Consider the following 21,894-nt stretch of genomic DNA (forward strand, 5'->3'; position numbering starts at 1 on the left):
CTAAAAATATGAAAACAAAAGAGATCATCTCACTTTGAGACAACCTCTTCATCACCAGTAGTAATGAAACTAAGTGCATTATTTCTTTTTCACATCAGCAATAGCTTCTGAGATTCCTCCGCCTGCGGTTTCAAAGAAGGCAGGGCCGGCCAGCAGGTATACTTTTTCTAATTTTTTTGTGGTGGACAGTTTGTGTTCATTCAGGTAATTTTCAGAACGGTTGGCATGGATGATTCCTCTTACTACATTTCCGGCTACCAAAGCGGTTGGAGAATCTATTCCGGCATCTTTCAGGTCGCTGGCAAAGGCAAAATTGGTAACGCCTAATCTCATGGCTTCACGGGCTGCCACTTCACCTACGGAAGTCATTAAATCTGGAGTGAATTTGTTACGGTCACCCAATCCGATCAGTAATAATTTCTTTGCTGACATAGATCCGGCAGGTGGCATAATTAAAAGGGTTTCTAAAGAATGTCCCTGAAACTGCCCTGTTTTTCTGAGGTTGGTCAGTTCTCCTTTTAAAGCTTCATCAAGATGAACCAATCCGTTCAGATTGGCCGGTAAAGCCTGAGCACTGAAGATGTCTCCTTCCGTATATTCGAAAACACAGGCTACCTGAAGCTGGGCATCAGCAGACGATGGCCCCTGTACCAATCCTATCATGGAAATTCCATCTACAGAACCCCAGTTTTTGGAAGTTCCGATAGCTGCTGTTTTTGCAGCTGTAGTCGTTGTTGTTTGTGCAAGGTTTAACGTAGAGAATGCTAAAGCTGAGATTATAAATGATTGGGTGAATATATTTTTCATAATGTAGAAGATTTTTTAAACGGTTAATTATGGTAAATCTAAATTACAGAAGATAAGAACGGCCGGCATTGATCTATCTTAATAAATACCAAAACATTCAACTTTTCCAAAATATTTCACATCCTGATGTAAAAGCTAACCCCAGACACAGCATTGACTTTCCGGTGTAAGGCCGCGAAGAAAAAAGATTTACACAATTCTCAAAAATTTCAAATTATTTTACTTTTTTGTCAACATCAGTTTTATTATATTTTCAACAAAAACGGCATCAAAAAGGATATCTCATCAATATACAACTGTAAAACAGCAACCCAACAAAACTTACAACACTTTGATTTAAAATAACTTAAATCATTAACAATAAATTAATATTTAAAAAGTCTACTTTTTTAGTGGACTAAATAAAATTATATTATATATTTGCAAACGTATTCAGGAAATAAAATAAAATGAAGGCCGGATTAAAAAATAATTCAATCAAGAAACATAGCATCAAAAATATGATGATGTGGATCTGTATGCCTATACATCAGGAATATTGTGGATGACCTTACTTTTATATGACATATTTTTTAAAGGCTCTACAACGTTGTAGAGCCTTTTTTATTAACAACAACTTAAAAACATAATAAATGAGCAATTCTAAAAACAGATGGTTGGTTCCGTTGGCGTTTACCAACATTTATGTGATATGGGGAATTACGTTTTTAGCTATTTCATTTGGCTTGAAAGGTTTTCCACCGTTTATTCTTTCCGGATTGAGATTTCTGGTTGCAGGAATTCTGATGATTGGCTATCTGCTGGCCAAAGGAGAAAAAGCGAATTCTATGATCAACTGGAAAAAGAATGCAATCACCGGAATCCTTATCCTTACCGGGGGAACCGGTCTTGTTGCCTGGGGAGAACAGTATGTGACCGCCTCTGAAGCAGCCATTTCTATTGCTACCGGTCCGTTTTGGTTTATTGCTATTGACAGAAAAAACTGGAAATATTATTTTTCAGATAAATTTATCCCGATAGGTTTGGCCATCGGTTTTGCAGGACTGGTATTATTCTTACAGGGAAGTGTCTATTCAAATCATGCGGTAGCTGACAGCCAGCTCCGAATTACAGCATTTGTGGTACTGGGATTAAGCTCTGTTGCCTGGGTGCTGGGATCTTTGTATTCAAAGAAAAATCCGGCTTCGCAATCCACTTTTATGAATATTGCACAACAGCTTATAGTAGCGGGATTCGCCTCTTTTCTAATCTCCTTTTTCAGAAAAGAATGGACCGGTTTTTCCGTTTCAGCCATCCCGTTATCAGCATGGCTGGGGGTTCTGTTTTTGATTTTCTTTGGATCTATAATCGCTTATTTGTCGTACATTTGGCTCTTGTCTGTGAAACCCGCTGCTTTGGTAAGCACCCATACTTACATTAACCCTATCGTTACCGTTATTGCAGGATGGATTGTTGCCAATCAAAGTATCAATGGAAGTCAGCTGTACGGTTTATCCGTCATATTATTGGGAGTACTTCTGACCAATGTCACCAAGTATTTTAAACTTTCAAAGCGGTCAAAGGTAAAGATCAGGAGAGTGAGAAGATTTTTTAACAAAGCAGGCAGACGGTACCAGCCTATTTAAACAGTATACAACATCAGAATGATAGAAATCAGAAACATATCAAAAACATTCCATCAGAAGAAACAGTCCTTTAAAGCACTGGATCGTGTGAGCCTCAGTATTGAGAAAGGAGATATTGTAGGAATCATCGGGTTTTCCGGAGCCGGAAAAAGCACCCTGATCCGTACGGTCAATCTACTGGAAAGACCGGATGAAGGACAGATTATCATTAATGGAAAAGATTTCACCCAACTCAATTCAAAGCAACTGGCGGAAGAACGTAAAAAAATAGGGATGATCTTCCAGCATTTCAACCTGCTTTCTTCAAGGACGGTTTTTGATAATGTATCGCTTCCTTTGGAGCTGGATCACACGAGTAAAGACCAAATCAATAAAAAGGTAAATGAGCTCCTGAAAATCGTAGGCCTTGAAGATAAAGCCAATGATTATCCAAGAAGCCTTTCAGGAGGCCAGAAACAAAGAGTAGCGATTGCAAGGGCATTAGCCAATGATCCCCATCTCCTGCTCTGCGATGAAGCAACCAGCGCTCTTGACCCGGCAACCACACAGTCTATTTTACAGCTGTTAAGAGATATCAATCAAAGACTGGGAATCACCATCCTTTTGATTACCCACGAAATGGAAGTGATCAAGGCGGTCTGCAACCATGTCGCGGTGATAGACCAAGGAAAATTAGTAACAAAAGGAACGTTGAACGAGATTATTTCGGATAAAGAACATCCGGTGATCCGGCAATTTATAAATTCAGACATCATGACCCTGCCACAGGAACTCAATAACAGGCTACAGAAAGAACCGCAGGACGGTTTATTCCCACTGGTCGAAATAGAACTTAATGAAAATATCAGTGTGGAAGAGATTCTTTCCACATTATATACCCAATATAAAATCCCTTACAAGCTTTTGAAGGCTGATGTAGAATATTTTGGAGATTCCAATTTTGGAAAACTGCTGCTGCAGCTTCAGGGAAAAGAAGAGGAAAACGAAGAGGCGATCTATTATTTCAATCAAAATAAAATTCAAAATACAGTAAAAGGATATGCTTAGTGATACGGTAATTGCTCTTTTGGCAAAAGGAGCCTGGGAAACGGTTTATATGACATTCGTGTCCGGTTTTTTTGGATTCGTATTAGGTCTTCCGGTGGGGATTCTATTATTTTTAACAAGAAAAGGACAGCTGTTGGAGAATACAGCCTATCACAGAGCACTGTCTATTTTGGTCAATGTTTTCAGGGCCATTCCCTTCATTATTTTAATTGTATGGATGATTCCTTTTACAAGGATTTTGGCAGGAACATCCATTGGTGTTAACGCAGCATTGGTCCCGCTAAGCGTTGGAGCGGCTCCGTTTATTGCAAGACTGGTAGAAAACAGCCTTATTGAGGTTCCTTACGGTTTGATAGAAACCGCCAGAGCGCTGGGAGCTTCGCCATTTCAGATCATCAGAAAAGTATTGCTTCCGGAAGCACTGCCTTCACTCATCAATAATGCCACCATCACCCTGATCACGCTGGTAGGATACTCTGCGATGGGAGGTGCAGTAGGTGCCGGTGGATTGGGCCAGGTAGGTTACCAGTACGGATACATCGGCTATGATATTGTGATCATGAATACGGTATTGATATTGCTTGTTCTTTTGGTGTTTATCATACAGTTTGCCGGAGACAGGCTGTCTAAAAAGTTTGACCACAGATAAATGAGCCGGAGGATCTGAGAGTTGAAATCGTACAGGCAAATTTGCCTGTTTACCATTTGCTTTCTCAGCCTTCTTCACTTTATACCATTTTTGAATTAAAAAAATTGACAATGAAAAAAATAAAGATCCTAGGTTTATTAACAGCAGGCTTACTCTTATTCAATGCCTGTTCCGGAAGAAAAGATGATCCGAATTTTATAAGGGTAGGAATAACATACGGTCCGGAACAGGAAATTGCTGAAGTAGCAAAGAAAGTAGCTAAGGAAAAATACAACCTTGAGGTAGAACTGATCCCCTTCAATGATTATGTAGTTCCCAATGAAGCTTTAACAAATGGAGATATTGATGCGAATGCGTTTCAGCATATTCCTTATTTAACAGAGCAATCCAAACAGAGAGGCTACAATCTTGTTCCTGTCGGCAATACGTTTGTTTACCCCATTGTAGCATATTCAAAAAAGATTAAAAATATCAGTGAGTTACAGGATGGCAGCACGATTGTAATTCCTAATGACCCTACCAATGGAGGCCGTTCTTTACTTCTTTTGCAGAAAAGTGGCTTGTTGAAACTAAAAGACGGAGTCGGACTTCTACCAAAAGTTACTGATATCACGGAAAATCCAAAACAACTGAACATTATGGAGATTGAAGGAGCACAGATTCCAAGGGTTTTAGATGACAGAGACGTCGTGGTAGGCATTATCAATAATAATTTTGCTGCACAGGCCGGTTTAGATTCAGAAAAGCAGGGTATCCTTAAAGAAGATAAAGATTCTCCCTACGTAAATGTAGTGGTGGCCAGACAAGACAACAAGAACAGCCAGAAGGTAAAAAATTTCGTTAAGGCGTATGAATCTGATGAAGTTGAAAAGAAAGCAAAGGAAATCTTCAAAGGAGGAGCTGTGAAAGGATGGTAATGATGATCCGGAGGATTTGAAGGCCGGAGAAGTATGAGAGTAAATGAGCGGCAATGCGTTTATTTTCGGCTTTGTCTTTTCACCTTTTTGCCTTTTCATTCCCTTCTCAAACCCTTTCCGCTTGTAACGGTTGACTGTCAGCTTACCCAGTGATAGTTTTTTTATTGGTTAAATTTTATTTTCTCAATTTGAGATAATAAAAATTTTCTTTATTTTTGCTTACAATCAAATAAAAAGGCATTATGTTAAAGAAAACCGCCATTGTAAGTTTATTCACCTTTATTTCTGTTTCTTATATGGCTCAGACAAATAATACTCCACCCGTTTATTTAGATGAAACAAAACCTGTAGAACAGCGTATCCAGGATGCTCTTTCCAGAATGACCCTGGAAGAAAAAGTAGCGATGCTGCATGCACAGTCGAAATTCAGTTCACCGGGAGTTCCAAGATTGGGAATTCCTGAATTCTGGACGACTGACGGTCCTCACGGGGTACGTCCGGAGGTAATGTGGGACGAATGGGACCAGGCCGGATGGACGAATGACTCCATTATTGCCTACCCTGCCCTGACCGCTTTATCTGCGACATGGAATAAAAATATGTCATGGAACTACGGTAAAGCCTTAGGCGAAGAAGCACGGTACAGAAAGAAAGATATTCTTCTGGGACCCGGAGTCAATATTTACAGAACTCCATTGAATGGAAGAAACTTTGAATACATGGGTGAAGATCCTTATCTGACCTCAAAAATGGTGGTTCCTTACATCAAAGGGGTACAGTCTAACGGCGTAGCTACTTCCGTAAAACATTTCGCACTGAACAACCAGGAAATGTTCCGTCATACCAGTAATGTCAATGTAGACGACAGAACGCTTTACGAAATTTACCTTCCTCCTTTCAAAGCAGCAGTAACAGAGGGTGATTCATGGACGATCATGGGAGCTTATGATATGTATAAAGGGCAGTATGCCAGCCAAAATCAATATCTTTTAAATGACATCCTGAAAAAGGAATGGAAATATAAAGGAGTGGTTGTATCCGACTGGGGTGCTGTCAACAATACGGAACAGGCTATTCATAACGGTCTTGACCTTGAGTTCGGATCATGGACCAACGGACTTTCTGCAGGAACGAAAAATGCCTATGACAATTATTATCTGGCAAAGCCTTATCTTGATCTGATTAAAGCAGGAAAAGTAGGAACCAAAGAACTTGATGACAAAGTAACAAGATTACTTCGTCTTGCCTATAAAACTACGATGAACCGAAATAAGCCTTTCGGAAATATTGCTTCTGAGGAACATAAAGCGCTTGCTAAAGAGATTGGAGAGGAAGGAATCGTTTTATTAAAAAATCAGGGAAATGTTCTTCCAATTGATATTAATAAAGCCAAAAAGATAGCGGTTATCGGAGAAAATGCCATTAAAATAATGACGGTAGGCGGAGGTTCTTCATCATTAAAAGTAAAATATGAAACACTTCCTCTGGATGGAATCAAATCAAGATTTGGCAAGCAGGCAGATGTACAGTATGCAAGAGGGTATGTAGGAGATATCGGAGGTGAATATAACGGGGTAAAATCCGGCCAGGATTTAAAAGATACCCGTTCTGAAGCTGAATTACTGAATGAAGCTGTAGAATTGGCAAAAAAATCAGACTACGTAATTTTTGTAGGCGGATTGAATAAATCTGATTTCCAGGACAGTGAAGGAAATGACAGAAAAAGCTATGGATTACCTTACAATCAGGATCACGTAATTTCTTCTCTCGCCAAAGCGAATAAAAATCTTGCAGTCGTTCTGGTTTCAGGAAATGCTGTAGCTATGCCATGGATCAAAGAAGTTCCAACTGTTCTACAGGCATGGTACCTGGGCTCAGAGGCAGGAAACTCCATTGCATCTGTTCTGGCAGGGGATGCTAATCCTTCAGGAAAACTTCCATTCACATTCCCGGTAAAACTGGAAGACAATTCAGCCCATACCCTTGGGGAATATCCCGGCAATAAAGAAGAATTTGCTGCCGGAAAAGGAAAAGACCAGAAAAATCCGATCAATATCACGTATAACGAAGGAATTTTTGTAGGATACCGTTGGCATGATACCCAAAATATTAAGCCGCTTTTCAGTTTTGGACATGGATTGAGCTACACTACTTTTGAATTTGGAAAAGCAAAAGCAGATAAAACAACCCTTTCTCAGGAAGACAAAATCACCTTTACCGTGACGGTTAAAAATACAGGTAAAAAAGCAGGAGCTGAAGTTGCCCAGCTTTATATCAGTGATTTAAAATCATCGGTGCCCCGCCCTGCAAAAGAGCTGAAAGGTTTTGAAAAAGTATATTTGAATCCGGGGGAACAAAAAGAAGTGACATTCACCATCGATAAGACTGCATTAAGTTATTTTGATGCCGGTAAGCACGATTGGGTGGCTGAGCCAGGAGATTTTGAAGCCCTGATCGGAAATTCTTCAGATGCCATTAAAACGAAAGTGAAATTTACGCTTAAATAAAAAACTGAGTGCAAAACTCTATTTAATACATTATTTGATAGAATGCTAAACAGATTCCGGATTGGGGTCTGTTTTTTTATTTCTCCCGCAGATCACAGAGATCACACAGTTTCGTTAGACAAACATCAAGATCGTCCTTCACTTCTTCCCTCTCCTGGCCTCTAACTTCCAACCAAAAACAAAAAAGCAGATTCCAAATTGAAACCTGCTTTCATTGTATCTAACAAATCTTGAATTATTTTCCGCCGCCGCCATTTTTCTCTACGTCAGTTTTCGTGTTTTCTTTTACCTTCTGGTTTCCGAAACGCTTTACAAAAGTAAGGGAAACTCCATACCAGTCCCATTTTGAATACTCTCTGAAAGTTCCATCCTGGCTGTAAGTCGTATTATCTCCATAAGGTCTTTTAAAAATATTCATCAGCTGCATGCTCAGCTCCATTTGGGTTTTTGGGAATATTTTGGTGACTGAAATATTGTGGAACACATTGGTATTATTGGCATATGAATTCCCGTTATTCTGATTGGCAAGTTCCACCCAAGCACTTACATTAATGTTTTTATTGAAAAGATTGGTATATGATACATTGGCAGAAGCTCCCCAATAGCTGATATAATCTTTACCCCCCAACTTGTTTTTCTCGTTAAAGTCTTTATTATTAATATAGTACCATCCAAATCCGGCATTGACATTCAGTTTATTTTTCAGAAAATTCTGATTCGTATTGGCAAAAAGGTAATATTTTTCAACCTTTCCATCAAAGTTCCCCGGTAAAGAAACCGTTCTTCCGTTTTCCGTTACATACGTCGTCCAGTAGTCCTGATTGGTGTGCATATACCTTGCAGAAATAAAGTATTTTTTCAGAATCCCGAATTTCAGATAAAGCCGGTCATTCGGATTCGGATTCAGATACAGGTTTCCTCTGGAATAGGTTCCGTTGATTTCAGGAACAAGGAAAGGATTAAATTCAGAATACCATGGTCTCCAGATGCTTCGGTTATAGGTAAGACTCACATCAAATTTCTCAGAAAAGCTATATTTAAGCAATAGATTGGGGAGAAAAGTTCCATATGAATCTTTTCTCTCTGTACCGGCAACATCCTGTCTTACTTTATAATCAATATATTCATACCGGAGTCCGATTCTTGTTTCCAATTTTTTGAAAAATGTCTTGCTGTAGTTGGCGTATAAAGAGCTCAGATTGTCCTCATAATGAAACGTGTCATTTCTCGAAAGATGATAATATTCTGACTGCGGGTCATTCATACTGAACCCATAAAGGCTGTTGGGAATAATATGATTGTTCAATTCCGTTTTCCCTCCTACTTCTATCGTACCGCCGGATTTACCTAAAGGCTGTGTATAATCTATTTTCAGGTAATAATTTCGCATCTGATTTGTGCTGATTACTCCCAGCTGCTGGTTTGTTTTCGCGCCCAGCTTATCAATTTGCTTGTCAATTAAGTTATCATTATTATCACTGGAATAATTGGTTCCCACATTAATATCTAAAATTCTGTTCTTTTCTTTATCATAGTATTTATAGAAGGCATTAGTCCCCAGATTACGGCTGAATCCCAATATGTTCTGGGTCTGGTGAAAAGAATCACCGGGATCTCCATTTTTTGAAGTCATCCCGTCAGATTCTGCCGAAGATAAATTCCTGTTCTGTGAATACTCCAGCACAAGCCCAAAATTATTTTTATCGTTGATTTCAAATTCCGAAGTAGAAGAAAGAGACGGACTTTCATTTCTCATGATGTTTTCCAGATTGAATTGGGTAAGCTTATTGCCTTCATATCGGTTATCCCACGTCTGAGTCTTCTGCACATAATTTCCGTTATTGTAACTTCCTATAAGGGTTTGGGTAAACTTTTTCTTATGGTAGTTAAGATTAAAATTCGTGTATTGTGAGTTCTTGGTGCTCTGTCTGTTGTTGAGGGAGATACTTCCTTTCAATCCTTCATCATCTCTTTTTTTGAGGACAATATTGATCACTGACCCTGAAGTTTCATAACGTGACGACGGGCTGGTAATCACCTCAATTTTCATCAGGTTATCTGCAGGAATGGTTTTAAGATATTCTTTTAATTCCTTCCCTGTAAACACCGATTTTCTGTCATTAATATATACTGTCACGGTCTGCCCTTCCGCCTTTACCGCATCATTATTATCAATACTCACCAGAGGCGTCATCCTGAGGACATCCCATGTTGTATTTCCTGCCAGAATTGCGCTGTTAGCAACATTAAATACCGTTCTGTCCACCTTTGACTCTACCGTTGGTTTTCTGGCAACCAGGGTAACAGCTTCTATTTCTTTTGCATTTCCTTTTACAGTATCTTTTGCTGACGGAGCTGGGGCCTGCTGGGCCATTGCTAGTGAGCCTGCTAATATTGCTATTGGAAATATAATTGTTTTCATTTGAAATTATAGTTTTTCTATAAGACCACTATCAACCGGTATTTGTTACACCAAAATGTGAAAAAAAATAAAATAAACAACTAATTACTAGCAACTTAAGCTATAATTTCTTTAACAACAAATCAAACAAACAAAACAATATGGAAGAATATATCAATAAAAGGAAATTATAACACCAATATTGATAATGAATTTAATTAAAACAACAATATATATCAAATCAACAAAAGCATTATGTAAAGGATATAAAAAAGCCCGGATCTCACCCGGGCCGCTAGCAATAGCAAATTTACAAGGATTAATATTAAAAAATATGCTAGTTTACACTTTCAAAATAACGGATAACCCCTACCTCAGGCAGATGAAGCTGATCCTTATTAAAATCAGCCTCCTGACTGCTGATGTTCTCTAAAAAAGAATTGCTGAATAATGCATAGGAAGGCTGTTCTGCAAATCCATTTTTTAAAAGCTGGTGGGCCTCTACAATGGTTTTGCCATAGAGTTTTCTGAAACTTCCGATAGTATACTGTGAAAAGGTTCCATAATGAACGATGAACTTCAAAGACAGGTCAATCGTGGTACTTAAGCTCTTATTTAGCTCTTCAATTTTCCTGTTGAAAGCATTCCGCATTTTCAAAAGCATTTTCGAAATATTCTGATAGGACGGATGTTCATCATAACGGTAAAATAAAATCGCATCGCCCTCAATTTCCGAAATCTCAAAATAATGACCGTTCACATCGATCAGTGTAGAAAGTAGTTGTCTTACAATATATTCTCCTGTATACAATTTTGTATTGAACACAAATTCAGTAAATCCGCTGAAATCCGGAATAAGAATGGTTCCCTCTTGTATATTTGTATTCTTCATAATGATCATGGGATTAAAAACCTGCTGCATCATGAAAGACGAAGCAGGTTCAATTTTACTTTATTGCCATCCGCCTCCTACAGAACGGTAGAGTGCTGTGATTGCATTCAGTCTTTGGGCTTTCAGAGAAGCCAGCTCCAGTTCGGCCTGAAGTTTATTGGTCTGAGCGATGATCACTTCCACATAGGTCGCTGAATTATATTTAAATAAAAGATCAGCTTTTTTTACGGCTTCATTAGATTTCAAAGCCAGTCCTTCTGCTATTTTCTGCTGTTCTTCCAGCTTTTGAATCTGCACCAGTGCATCTGAAACTTCCCCCACTGCCTTTAAAACAGACTGCTTGAACGTAATTTCTGCCTGGTCAGCCAAAACTTTAGACTGCTCATACTGGGTTTTCAGCTGTTTTCCATTCAGAATAGGCTGTGCAATGGCTCCTGCTGCCATTCCAAAAAGAGATCCCGGAACAGAGAACCATTTGCTGATCTGGAAAGCATTCACTCCGCCCTGTGCTGTAATATTCAAGGACGGGTACATACTCATTTTTGCCACATGAATGGCCGCAGCACTTTTTCTTACTTCAAGCTCAGCACTTTTGATGTCCGGCCGGTAGCTCAATAATTCCGAAGGAATCCCTGCTTCCATATGATCCGGAGACTGTACAGTATTCAAACCTGCACTTCTTTCGATCTTACCGGGCATTGAACCGGTCAGCAGGCTTAGTGCATTTTCCTGAATGGCAATGGAACTTTCAATAGCAGGAACTGATTTTAAGATCTGGTCTTTTACAATTTCCTGCTGCTGTACTGCCAGAGCTGTTGTCAATCCAAGTTCCTGCTGTTTAGCCAAAAATTTCAGGGTATTATCGGCATAGTTCAGGTTAGATTTTGTGATCTCCAGCTGAGTATCCAGCATCAGCAGATTATAATATCCCTGCACTACCGCAGCCACCAATTGTGTTTTTACCGCTTTTCCTGCTTCCCGGGTTTTAAGATATTCCGCTAAAGCCTGCTCTTTTCTTCCTTTGATCTTCCCCCAGATATCAGCTTCCCATGAGATGCTGACGGAGGCCGTATAATCTTCCATATACCGTTTTCCCATAAATTGGCCGCCCATCATCCCGTTCATACTGTTATCCGACGGGCGGTTGATGTTCGCATTGGCGGCTGCACTTACCGTCGGAACATTTGCCCATTTACTTTGATGATAAGCTAATGAAGCAAACTCGATCTGTTTTAAAGCAATCTGAAGATCATTGTTCTGCACCATCGCCTTATCAATCAATCCGATCAGCACAGGGTCTTTAAAGAAGTCTTTATAACTGATCCTAGCGATATTATCATGCTGTTCAGCGGCTGCACGGTCACTTCTGAAAGCTTCAGGCATTTTCACTTCCGGCTGCTCATATTTCTGAACTGTACAGGAAACTGCGGTTCCTGAAATGAATGCGATATAGGCTATATTTTTAATTTTCATTTTTAAAATCATTTGAATTAATATTCCCAGTCGGCTTCTGTCACTACTTTTCCATTGATCCTTTCATGTAAAGCCTGGAATACAACGAAAAGAACAGGCACTACGAAAATCCCGAGAATTGTTCCGAAAAGCATCCCCGAAATGGCGGCATATCCAATGGAATGGTTACCCAATGCTGACGGCCCTACTACAAATATCAATGGAATCAATCCTGTAATAAATGCTAAAGAGGTCATTAAAATAGGACGCAAACGGGCTTTGGACCCTTCAACGGCAGAAGCGATAAGGCTCTTGCCCGCTCTACGTCTCTGTATCGCAAATTCCACAATCAAAATACCGTTCTTTGCTAAAAGTCCGATCAGCATTACCAGAGCGATCTGGACATAAATATTATTAGACAAATCAGCTAATGTGATTCCCACAAATACTCCCGATAAACCTACCGGAATAGCAATCAGTACTGCCAGCGGGAGAATATAACTTTCATACTGGGCTGACAACAGGAAGAATACGAATACGATACACAATCCGAAAATCATCACCGACTGTGAGCTGGAGCCTGCTTCTTCACGGCTCATTCCTTTATAATCATAAGTGTATCCCGGAGGAAGTACCTGCTTGCTCACTTCTTCAATAGCCGCCATAGCCTGGCCTGTACTGTATCCGGGAGCAGCCATTACCGTTAAATTAGATGAGTTGAAAAGGTTGAAACGGTCTACCACCTCAGCTCCGGTTACCTGTTTAAGGCTTACCAGCGTATTGACAGGAACCATCTGACCCAGATTATTTTTAACAAAAATTCCGTTCAGGGATTCCTTGTCCTGTCTTGTTTCCGGTGCAGACTGTACCAATACCCTGTAATATTTTCCGAATCTGTTGAAGTCAGAAGCCTGGATACTCCCGTAATATCCCTGCATTACGCCCAATACATCAGAAACATTGACCCCAAGCTGAGCTGATTTCACCTCATCTACAAGCACTTCAAACTGCGGATAGGTAACATCAAATGTTGTAAACGCTACCGCAACCTCGGGTCTCTGCATCAAAGCCCCCATCATTCCGTAAGAGATATTCCCTAAATTCTGAAGTTCTCCATTGGTACGGTCCTGAAGCACGAGCTCCATCCCGCTCGTATTTCCAAAGCCATCTACTGTAGGGGTATTGATCACAAGGAAATTGGCTCTTTTATCCTGAGAAAGCATTCCCTGGGTCTGTCCTATAATGTCATTGATATTATTCACAGGTCCTCTTTCCCCTCCTTTTTTTAATTTAACGAAAATAGAAGCCGCTGAAGACGACATGGAACCGCTGAACAGGTTCAGCCCGTCTACTGAAATCACCTTTTCCACTGCAGGATTTTTCATGAGAAGGTCTTCCGTATCAGAAACTACTTTGGAAGTCCTGTCTTTGGAAGCTCCCGGAGCCAGATTGGCCGTTACAATGATAAAACTCTGATCTTCATCCGGAATAAACCCTTTTGGAGTTGTCATAGACATCCAAGCAAACAATCCTCCGAATGCAATGATTAAAATTCCCGCAATCCATTTTCTTTTTAAAAAAATAATACTGCTTTTCCATAACGGAACGTCAGTTTGCTAAAACTCGCATTAAAACCTGCAAAGAAGCGGTCTTTAAAATTCATTTTCTCATGGGCTCCTCCATGATGCTGTTTTAAAAATAAAGCACACAGAGCCGGGCTTAAGGTCAATGCATTGATCGCCGAAATCACAATGGCAATGGCTAAAGTAAGGGCAAACTGCTGGTAAAACAATCCCGTGGAACCACTCATAAAGGCCACCGGAACGAATACGGCAGACATGATCAGGGTAATAGAAACAATTGCTCCTGTGATCTCACTCATCGCTGACATCGTTGCTGCTCTCGGGTTTAGTTTTTTATGCTCCATCTTGGCATGAACTGCTTCTACCACTACAATGGCATCATCTACTACAATACCAATCGCGAGCACCAAAGCAAAAAGGGTCAGGATATTAATGGAGAATCCGAAAAGCTTCATAAAGAAGAATGTCCCGACGATAGATACCGGAACGGCAATGGCCGGAATCAATGTAGAACGGAAATCTTGCAGGAAAATATAGACTACTATAAATACCAGAATAAATGCTTCTATCAACGTATGAATTACCTGTTCCATCGACTGGTCCAGTGCTTCCTTTGTAGCATAAGGAATTTCATAGTCCATTCCTGCCGGGAAAGACTTTTCGAGTTCTTTCATTCTTTCCTGAAGAGCGATCTGTACTTCGTTGGCATTGGATCCTGCCATCTGAAAGATCGCCATCGTTACAGAAGCTTTTTTATTATAATTGGAAGATACCGTATAACTGTAAGCCCCAAATTCTACTTTGGCAATATCTTTTAGTTTTAAAACAGAACCGTCATTAAGTGCTTTAATGGTGATATTTTCATATTGCTCAGGCTCTGTGAATTTCCCTTTATAACGGAGGACATATTCCATGACTTCTTTACTTCTTTCCCCTAATCTTCCCGGCGCAGCTTCAAGGTTTTGCGTCTGAATGGCCCGGGAAACATCGGATGGTGTAAGGTTGTATGAAGTCAGTTTATTCGGATCCAGCCAGATCCGCATCGAATAGTCTTTATTTCCGTATACCATAGCGTCTCCCACTCCTTTTACCCTTTTCAGTTCCGGTACAATATTGATCTTCGCATAGTTTTCAAGGAAAAGATCGCTCATTGTACCGTCTTTACTGGTCAGGGACACCATTGCAATCATACTGTTCTGCCTTTTCACGGTAGTAATCCCGGCCTGAATAACCTCTGCAGGAAGCTGATTCGTTACCTGCGCTACCCTGTTCTGAACATTAATGGCCGCCTGGTCGGGATCTGTACCCAATTTAAAAATCACAGTAATGCTTAAGGTTCCGTCGTTACTGGCTGTAGAAGTAATATAGTCCATATTCTCTACCCCATTGATAGCATTTTCCAATGGCGGGGCTACGGACCTTGCAATTGTTTCAGCATTGGCTCCCGGATAGGCGGCCGTCACCATAACGGTAGGCGGTGCAATGTCCGGAAATTTGGTGATCGGCAGGCTCACCATACCGACAATCCCCAGGATAACAAGCAATACGGAAATAACCGTTGCCAGTACGGGTCTTTTTATAATTTTCTTTAACATGATTTTTTCTTACGATTTTTTCTGTTGAGCATTCTTTTTCTGGGCTACTACCGGTGTTCCGGGCTGTAACCTGTCAAAACCGGAAACGATGTATTGATCTCCTGCTTTCAATCCGTTGGATACCATGAAGTAATCTCCTGACTTCCCATTGATTTCAACCGGTAATAGGGCTGCTTTCCCGTCTTTGATGGTAAATACAAAAACCTTATCCTGAATGGTTCTCGTAGAAGCGATCGGGAGTAGAACAACATTGCTGTAGAACTGGTCCAGCACTATTTTTCCTGTATTACCACTTCTCAAAAGGTTCTTGGGATTGTTGAATTTCGCCCTTAATGTGATGGAGCCTGTGGTTTTGTTAAACTGTCCTTCCACTGCATCAATCCTTCCTGTCTCTTCATATTTTTCGCCACCGGAAAGCAATAACGAAACAGCAGGTGTATTTTTGATCACCTCTTCAATACTGCTTCCGGCGTACTGTTTCTGAAAATTGTTAAAATCATTTTCACTCAAACTGAAGTACGTGTAAACCTGGTGAATATCGGACAGCAATGTGATCGGATCCTGATTTCCGGGTGTCATCAAACTTCCCAAACGGTAGTTGAATCTTCCGATAAATCCGCTTACCGGAGCTTTGATCGTAGAAAAATTAAGATTGATCTTTGCCGACTCAATGGAAGAAGTCGATTGGCTTACTGCTCCTCTTGCCGCATTATATGCCGCTTCTGCTTCTTTTACCTGGATATCGGAAACCATTTTATTTCTGAACAGTTCCTTTTTCCTGTCAAGGTCAATCTTAGAAGTGGAAAGATTAGCCTGTGCAGTGATCAAAGCTGCCTGGGCGCTTTTGAGCTGCTCACGGAACACCTGATCTTCAATTTTGAACAAAGGCTGCCCGGCTCTTACATAATCCCCTTCATCAACAAAAATTTTACTTAAATATCCTGTTATCTGAGGTCTTATTTCCACATTGGATACTCCCTCGACAGATGCTGCATATTCTCTGGAAACAGAAGCATCTCCCTGCTTCACTGTTTCTACAGGAAGTTCCGGCGCTTGCTGCTGATAAGCCTGATCCTGGTTATTTTTCCTACATCCCGTCAATACGATAAGCGAGAGGATAAGCAGGGTTGATTTCTGAATAAAAAATCTTTGCATAACAATATTCCTTTTAAATTTCCGCACAAAATTCGAACGAAAAAAATTCAATGGGAATATTCAAAAAACCCCTTATTTTGTCTAAAGGACTCCTTATTTTTCAAAACATGAGAAATATCATTTACAAACAGTATCAATAAGATATATTCATATTTTTAATCGAAATTATAATTAAAATTTAGCAAAAAGACACCATCAACCTCAACGTTCTCATTATCAATATAAATCATCCTTTTTGTATTCCAAAGGAGATCTTCCGGTATGTTTTTTAAAAAACTTGCTGAAAGACGCCTGGTCAGAAAACTTCAGCCGGGCTGCCACTTCATTGATATTCAGGCTGGGATTTCTAAGCAATAATCTGGCTTCTACCGCCAAAACCTGATGGATAATATCCCTAGGGGATTTAAACGTGGTTTTATTGATCACTTTCGTAAGATATTTACGGCTGATGCATAGTTTATCTGCATAGAACTGAACATTGTGTTCCTCTTTGAAATATTCCTGAACCAGCTTAAAGAAACCGGTGGTCAGCTCATCTTCCCTATGGGTAACCAAATGCGGTCTTTCTATTTTCCTGAAGTAATTGTCAATCTCATAAATGACCAGTGAAAAGTGATGCCAGATCATTTCATTAAAATAATAATTGTCCTTTTCTTTATTATTCAGGGTTTTCAGTTCATCAAGATGGAAATTAAGCTTCCGGTACATATCCGGTTCATTCCTGATTATGTGGGTAGGATCTGAGGACAGGCTTTTCAACACATTATTGGATTTGTAATTGAAACCTGCCTGCGAAATAAAATCGACGGAAAAGAAAATATATTTGGCATGATAGTCTTCAGCAATATGATCTACCCAAAAAGTCTCAGCCATCGGACAAAAAACGGCATCTCCTTTAGACACTTCATAACATTTGTCATCAAGCCGGAAACTCACACTCCCGTCCTGTACCAAGAAAATACAGAAATAATCTGAGCGGTAAGGGATATTAGGTTTGATAATGTAATTTGCTTTATCAATTTCCATGACTACAAATTCTTTGATCCGGAGATCAAATTCTACCTGCTGAAGAACTTCATCAAAAGCCAGCTGTGAAACAAAATCCGGTTCCACCTGGAGTTTTTTTGCCATCTGAGGTGATTTAGACTGCGAAGGTAGTCAATAAAAAACTTTTTGGTTGTTAAATAAAAAGTAAAGCGATGCTTTTTTCAGTTTACGGGAACCCGTAAAGACTGCGTTTTGAATGTTTTTAATTTTGAAGCATTGACAAAAAGTAAAGAAAACAGCACATTTCATTTAACAAAACGATATACCCTTACTTATGAATACCATGATTCAAGACTCCATTTCCAATACGGATGAGATCCTGGAAAGAATTAAATCAGAGCTGCACCATGCCCAATCAGAAATCCTGATCGCCATGGCCTGGTTTACCAACCAAGATCTATACAGCATCATTCGTGATAAACTTAAAGAGAACGTAAAAATATCAATAATCCTTTCCGATCAGTCGGATAATGAAAAACTGGATTTTGACGAGCTCGTCGACCTTGGCCTGAACTTTACCAAAATAAAAAATGTGGGATATGGAATGATGAACCTTAAATTTTGTGTAATTGACCGGGCATTGGCTATTTCAGGATCCTACAACTGGTCTAACAATGCCAAAAACAATCATGAGCAGGTTTTGGTCACCAATTATCCCAAAACAATCACCGAACTCACGGAAAGTTTTTTTACCCTTAAAAACAGAATTGAAAAACTGAATAAAGGCTTCAGTATTGAAGAAATCGAAAGGGAAGAAAAAAAAGCTGCCCCGCTTATGGTGAACAAGGTGAAGGCAGAACTCCCCATTCAGCCGATTACATTCCAGGAACAGTCATTAAAAGAGTTCAAGGATGTCCTGGACAATATTATTGCTACAGAAGTGGGTTCATTTGACAAAAGCCTTCTCAAAGAAAATGCCTACCAGCGGGCCTTTGAAAACAAAGGGGATCACCAGGTGCTTCCCCAGGCGATGGACAGCCTTTATTCCAACTTCATTAATGAAATTGAAGTCATTACTGAAAAAAAGACCAGACTTAAAAACAGGATCGAGGAGCAGCTAAAGGTAAGTGTCAGCAATGTAGAAATGAAGACCCAGAATGAAACAGACGCTCTGCAGTACAATCTCCACTCTGAAACTCAAAACATTGAAAATACGATCAGGGAAACTGAAAAAGATACCGAAGATAAAAAGCAGCATATAGAATCCAATACCAGCATTAAAATTCCTTTTATTCAGGACAAAATCGACGCGCTGCTTCACAAGACCAATGAATTAAAGGTTGACTTTGTAAAGCCTCCGGTAAACTGGCCGCTGACCTCAATGTTAAGTTTCATTACCCTCATGCTCGTGCTGTATATTTTTATATTTTATTCTTCCGTGGCTTATATTTTCATCTTTTCAAAGGAGGATATTACAGCTGAACTCAGAAAAGGATTTATTACAGAAATGCCCGAGGTCTTCAATGCCCACGCCATCACAAAAATATGGAACAAGGGCGCCGGAGGAATTTTATTTTTATTCCTTTTTGTAAGCATACCGCTGGCACTCGGGATGCTGAAATTAATCAAACCGGAGCACCATGACCTTATCCATCCGGAAACAGAACGCAAAAATAACCATTCCGGAATCCTCCGCTTTTTCCAGGAAAACAAAGGTCTTATCCTCATTTTTTTAGTGGACTGCTTTATTGCCTATAAGGTTGCCAAAAACATTAACGACATTGAGTACCTCATCAATCAAACGGACAAAAAAGCCCAATTTTCAGAAATTATATTTTCCCAGAACTTTTTACTGGTCTTCACCCTGGGAACCTTAAGTGTTTATCTTTTCGGACTGGTCACAGAAAAACTTTACCGCTCTTATCATAAAAGAACCAACACCCATCATCAGGAAAAAACAGCATTTATCGTTAAAAAACTTGAAGAAGAAAAAGAGCAGCATCAGCTGCAGGTCAATGATCTAAAAGAGGAAAACAACAGATTAAACGGTGAGATCAAAGATCTGGAAAGGAATAAGATCACATTGAACAGACAGCTCCAGGAACTTCCTATTGTAACCAATACAAAAATCAACAGCCTGAAGCAGCTCTTACTCACTTTTAAAGAAAAAGTAGAAAACCTTGCCCAAATCTATAAAAGCCAGGTAGACAATGACAGACTTCCCATATCAAAAGCTGAGATGGAAAACAGGGTTAATATTTTCATGGAGGGCTGGAGCAAATACCTGTATGAGAATTATTCAGTGAATAAAGCCGAGATCAAAACTTCCGAAGCGATCACCGAATGCGAAAACTGGCTCAACAGGCTTACCTTTCAGGAAAATCTCACCTCAGAATTCGCTCAAAACTAATACAAGACTATGAAAATACCATTTATATCAGGCCTGCTGGCCGCCGCATCCATTTTGACATTGACCGGCTGCTGTAAAACGGATATTCCCCCGACAGCAGACATTCCGAAAATCTATGATTACAACGTTCTCATCGTTCCGGACCTTTCTAACAGGATCAATCCCGACATTCATCCGAAACCGCTACACGACACGATTCTGATCAACAATATTGCAGACAGCATCGGCAGTCTCCTGAAGATCAACAGCAGACAGATGAATCAGCTGGACACGTATAAGCTGGATTTCATCAACCGGGGCATTCTGAATAAGAATGTGGCAGATTCCCACCAACTGGAAATTAATTTCAGAAAATTCGGAAATGATCTGCAAAAGACTTCCAGTTATAAAAGGGAACATCTTCAGCAGGACATTCACTCTTTTAAAACCAATGTATCCAAGATCTACACCTATTCTTTGCAGAATCTATCCGGATCGGATGTATGGAATTATTTTAACCAGACCGTCAACAACTCCCTGATCAATGAGCCTGACACAAAAGTGGAAATAGCAAAAGATGAATTCATCATCAAAGGGACAAGAAATATTGTCGTGCTATTGACAGACGGGTATATTGAAAGTATTAATGACAATTCCGGATACACACTGGATCAGAAGCTGATACAAAAGATCAGAAAAAGTTTCTTAGAAAGCGGATCTTCCGACCTGGAGAAATTCATCACGTCAAAACCTGAGTATCTTATTAAGAAAACATCTGCTCCTCTCCCCAACACCTATGTTCTGATTCTGGAAATGGTAGACCGCTCCTTAGACAAAAACGGAGCCAGTACGGTACAGCCTACGGATTTTGAGATCATGAAGATCATCTGGTCGCAATGGCTTACCGCTTCCGGAGCTTCGAAAGTTAGTATTTACCCGGTGTTCTCTCAAAAAACAGAGGCTTCACAGACCTTGAAAAAATTCATGGAAGAAATCAGGTAACCCTCAGCATTCGATGATCAGCTCTTTTTGATATCCATTGTATTTTTCATCAATATAGCCGTGCGGGTTGCAGATGATCTCCGTCTCTCCGAGACCATACCTGCACGGTGTATGAATATGCCCATGAATCCAGTATAAGGGGTTGTACTCCCTGATCATCTCCTCCAGATCGGAGGCATAAGCGGACGTCAGGGGATCTTCTTTATAATGATCCGGTACAGACTGAATACTGGGTGCGTGATGGGTCACCACTATATTCCTGCGATCTTTTGAATTCTCAAGACTTTCTTTAAGCCATAGTTTTGAGAACTGATGAATCTTAAACGTATCTATGGTTCTGAGCTTGGAATAGGAAGGATCGCGTTTGATCATTTTATAATCATTCATCTTAGGCTGGCACAGCATTCCATACTGCAACGGGTTTCCAAAGATGGAAAAATCAGTCCATAAGGTTGCCCCATGAAAACGGATTCCGTCAATATCTACCAAAGAATTTTCAAGCACAAAAACATTGGAATCCCGACCTGCTTCTTTAATTTTATACAGTGTTTTGGGATATGAACCTTTATAATACTCATGGTTGCCCAGAACATAAATCACCGGCTTATTGGGAATTTTGGACTTTATCCATTCAATTCCTTTAAGCCCAAGGTTTATATCTCCCGCTAATACCACCACATCTGAATGGTCAAAACATAATTCAGTATATCCAAACTCCTGATGAAGATCACTGATCACCTGTATTTTCATTCTGTAAAAATATAAAAAAGGCGAATTTGTAAAAAGGCAAAGTGGCGAAGAAATAATCTAATCTGCCAATTTTCCTTTTCTTCGTTTCACTTTTCTGTTTTCAGCCTAAAAAAAGAACCGACCCTTAAGTGCCGAT

At 39.9% G+C, this 21,894-nt stretch carries 14 protein-coding genes and 1 pseudogene; 7 read left to right on the top strand and 8 right to left on the bottom strand.

Going from position 1 to position 21,894, the window contains the following annotated elements; all coding sequences use genetic code 11:
• Positions 1 to 78: 78 nt before the first annotated feature.
• Positions 79 to 807 carry a M17 family peptidase N-terminal domain-containing protein gene (locus tag MUW56_RS02810; protein WP_292011758.1) on the bottom strand — a complete coding sequence of 243 codons (729 nt, stop codon included), beginning with the start codon at positions 805 to 807 and terminating at the stop codon, positions 79 to 81.
• A 632-nt stretch (positions 808 to 1,439) separates the two neighbouring features.
• Here MUW56_RS02810 and MUW56_RS02815 point away from each other — a divergent pair.
• The 5 genes from MUW56_RS02815 (at position 1,440) to MUW56_RS02835 (ending at position 7,552) form a co-directional block, all read left to right on the top strand.
• Positions 1,440 to 2,432, top strand: coding sequence for an EamA family transporter (locus MUW56_RS02815; protein WP_292011759.1), 993 nt, complete (start codon positions 1,440 to 1,442; stop codon positions 2,430 to 2,432).
• 18 nt (positions 2,433 to 2,450) lie between these two features.
• On the top strand, positions 2,451 to 3,479 hold the full coding sequence (locus tag MUW56_RS02820; protein WP_292011760.1) for a methionine ABC transporter ATP-binding protein: 1,029 nt from the start codon (positions 2,451 to 2,453) through the stop codon (positions 3,477 to 3,479).
• Positions 3,472 to 4,128 carry a methionine ABC transporter permease MetI gene (metI, locus tag MUW56_RS02825; RefSeq protein WP_292011761.1) on the top strand — a complete coding sequence of 219 codons (657 nt, stop codon included), beginning with the start codon at positions 3,472 to 3,474 and terminating at the stop codon, positions 4,126 to 4,128. The genes MUW56_RS02820 and metI overlap by 8 nt, the downstream gene beginning before the upstream one ends.
• Positions 4,129 to 4,238: 110 nt before the next feature.
• Positions 4,239 to 5,045: a methionine ABC transporter substrate-binding lipoprotein MetQ gene (metQ, locus tag MUW56_RS02830; protein WP_292011762.1), complete on the top strand. Its 807-nt coding sequence runs from the start codon at positions 4,239 to 4,241 to the stop codon at positions 5,043 to 5,045.
• 242 nt (positions 5,046 to 5,287) lie between these two features.
• Positions 5,288 to 7,552, top strand: a complete 2,265-nt coding sequence (locus MUW56_RS02835; protein ID WP_292011763.1) for a glycoside hydrolase family 3 C-terminal domain-containing protein — start codon at positions 5,288 to 5,290, stop codon at positions 7,550 to 7,552.
• 235 nt (positions 7,553 to 7,787) lie between these two features.
• Here MUW56_RS02835 and MUW56_RS02840 read toward each other — a convergent pair whose 3' ends face one another.
• The 6 genes and pseudogenes from MUW56_RS02840 to MUW56_RS02865 all read right to left on the bottom strand — a co-directional run bounded on the left by MUW56_RS02840 (position 7,788) and on the right by MUW56_RS02865 (position 17,761).
• Positions 7,788 to 9,974, bottom strand: a complete 2,187-nt coding sequence (locus tag MUW56_RS02840) for an outer membrane beta-barrel protein (RefSeq protein ID WP_292011764.1) — start codon at positions 9,972 to 9,974, stop codon at positions 7,788 to 7,790.
• A gap of 316 nt (positions 9,975 to 10,290) precedes the next feature.
• Positions 10,291 to 10,845, bottom strand: a complete 555-nt coding sequence (locus MUW56_RS02845; RefSeq protein ID WP_292011765.1) for a DUF2652 domain-containing protein — start codon at positions 10,843 to 10,845, stop codon at positions 10,291 to 10,293.
• Between the two features lie 60 nt (positions 10,846 to 10,905).
• Positions 10,906 to 12,318, bottom strand: a complete 1,413-nt coding sequence (locus MUW56_RS02850; protein WP_292011766.1) for an efflux transporter outer membrane subunit — start codon at positions 12,316 to 12,318, stop codon at positions 10,906 to 10,908.
• A 17-nt stretch (positions 12,319 to 12,335) separates the two neighbouring features.
• Positions 12,336 to 15,475, bottom strand: a pseudogene (locus MUW56_RS02855) (efflux RND transporter permease subunit).
• A 9-nt stretch (positions 15,476 to 15,484) separates the two neighbouring features.
• Positions 15,485 to 16,630 carry an efflux RND transporter periplasmic adaptor subunit gene (locus MUW56_RS02860; RefSeq protein ID WP_292011767.1) on the bottom strand — a complete coding sequence of 382 codons (1,146 nt, stop codon included), beginning with the start codon at positions 16,628 to 16,630 and terminating at the stop codon, positions 15,485 to 15,487.
• Positions 16,631 to 16,846: 216 nt separating this feature from the next.
• The gene (locus tag MUW56_RS02865) at positions 16,847 to 17,761 is read right to left on the bottom strand and encodes a helix-turn-helix domain-containing protein (RefSeq protein WP_292011768.1); all 915 of its coding nucleotides are present in this window, start codon (positions 17,759 to 17,761) and stop codon (positions 16,847 to 16,849) included.
• Positions 17,762 to 17,951: 190 nt separating this feature from the next.
• On the opposite strand from MUW56_RS02865, the gene MUW56_RS02870 reads away from it, so the two are divergent.
• On the top strand, positions 17,952 to 20,027 hold the full coding sequence (locus MUW56_RS02870; RefSeq protein WP_292011769.1) for a phospholipase D-like domain-containing protein: 2,076 nt from the start codon (positions 17,952 to 17,954) through the stop codon (positions 20,025 to 20,027).
• Between the two features lie 9 nt (positions 20,028 to 20,036).
• Entirely contained in the window at positions 20,037 to 21,008 is a 972-nt protein-coding gene (locus tag MUW56_RS02875) for a hypothetical protein (protein WP_292011770.1), read from the top strand.
• 3 nt (positions 21,009 to 21,011) lie between these two features.
• Here the strand turns inward: MUW56_RS02875 and MUW56_RS02880 are convergent, their stop codons facing one another.
• A complete protein-coding gene (locus tag MUW56_RS02880; protein ID WP_292011771.1) occupies positions 21,012 to 21,758 on the bottom strand; it encodes a metallophosphoesterase in 747 nt (248 codons plus the stop codon).
• Positions 21,759 to 21,894: the final 136 nt, after the last annotated feature.

Origin of the sequence: Chryseobacterium sp. (assembly GCF_022869225.1) — a bacterium.
In the GTDB taxonomy this organism is placed as follows: Bacteria; Bacteroidota; Bacteroidia; order Flavobacteriales; family Weeksellaceae; genus Chryseobacterium.

Coding starts and splice junctions, on each gene's coding strand:
- MUW56_RS02810 (WP_292011758.1), bottom strand. CDS start 807: ATGAAAAATATATTCACCCAATCATTTATAATCTCAGCTTTAGCATTC.
- MUW56_RS02815 (WP_292011759.1), top strand. CDS start 1,440: ATGAGCAATTCTAAAAACAGATGGTTGGTTCCGTTGGCGTTTACCAAC.
- MUW56_RS02820 (WP_292011760.1), top strand. CDS start 2,451: ATGATAGAAATCAGAAACATATCAAAAACATTCCATCAGAAGAAACAG.
- metI (WP_292011761.1), top strand. CDS start 3,472: ATGCTTAGTGATACGGTAATTGCTCTTTTGGCAAAAGGAGCCTGGGAA.
- metQ (WP_292011762.1), top strand. CDS start 4,239: ATGAAAAAAATAAAGATCCTAGGTTTATTAACAGCAGGCTTACTCTTA.
- MUW56_RS02835 (WP_292011763.1), top strand. CDS start 5,288: ATGTTAAAGAAAACCGCCATTGTAAGTTTATTCACCTTTATTTCTGTT.
- MUW56_RS02840 (WP_292011764.1), bottom strand. CDS start 9,974: ATGAAAACAATTATATTTCCAATAGCAATATTAGCAGGCTCACTAGCA.
- MUW56_RS02845 (WP_292011765.1), bottom strand. CDS start 10,845: ATGAAGAATACAAATATACAAGAGGGAACCATTCTTATTCCGGATTTC.
- MUW56_RS02850 (WP_292011766.1), bottom strand. CDS start 12,318: ATGAAAATTAAAAATATAGCCTATATCGCATTCATTTCAGGAACCGCA.
- MUW56_RS02860 (WP_292011767.1), bottom strand. CDS start 16,630: ATGCAAAGATTTTTTATTCAGAAATCAACCCTGCTTATCCTCTCGCTT.
- MUW56_RS02865 (WP_292011768.1), bottom strand. CDS start 17,761: ATGGCAAAAAAACTCCAGGTGGAACCGGATTTTGTTTCACAGCTGGCT.
- MUW56_RS02870 (WP_292011769.1), top strand. CDS start 17,952: ATGAATACCATGATTCAAGACTCCATTTCCAATACGGATGAGATCCTG.
- MUW56_RS02875 (WP_292011770.1), top strand. CDS start 20,037: ATGAAAATACCATTTATATCAGGCCTGCTGGCCGCCGCATCCATTTTG.
- MUW56_RS02880 (WP_292011771.1), bottom strand. CDS start 21,758: ATGAAAATACAGGTGATCAGTGATCTTCATCAGGAGTTTGGATATACT.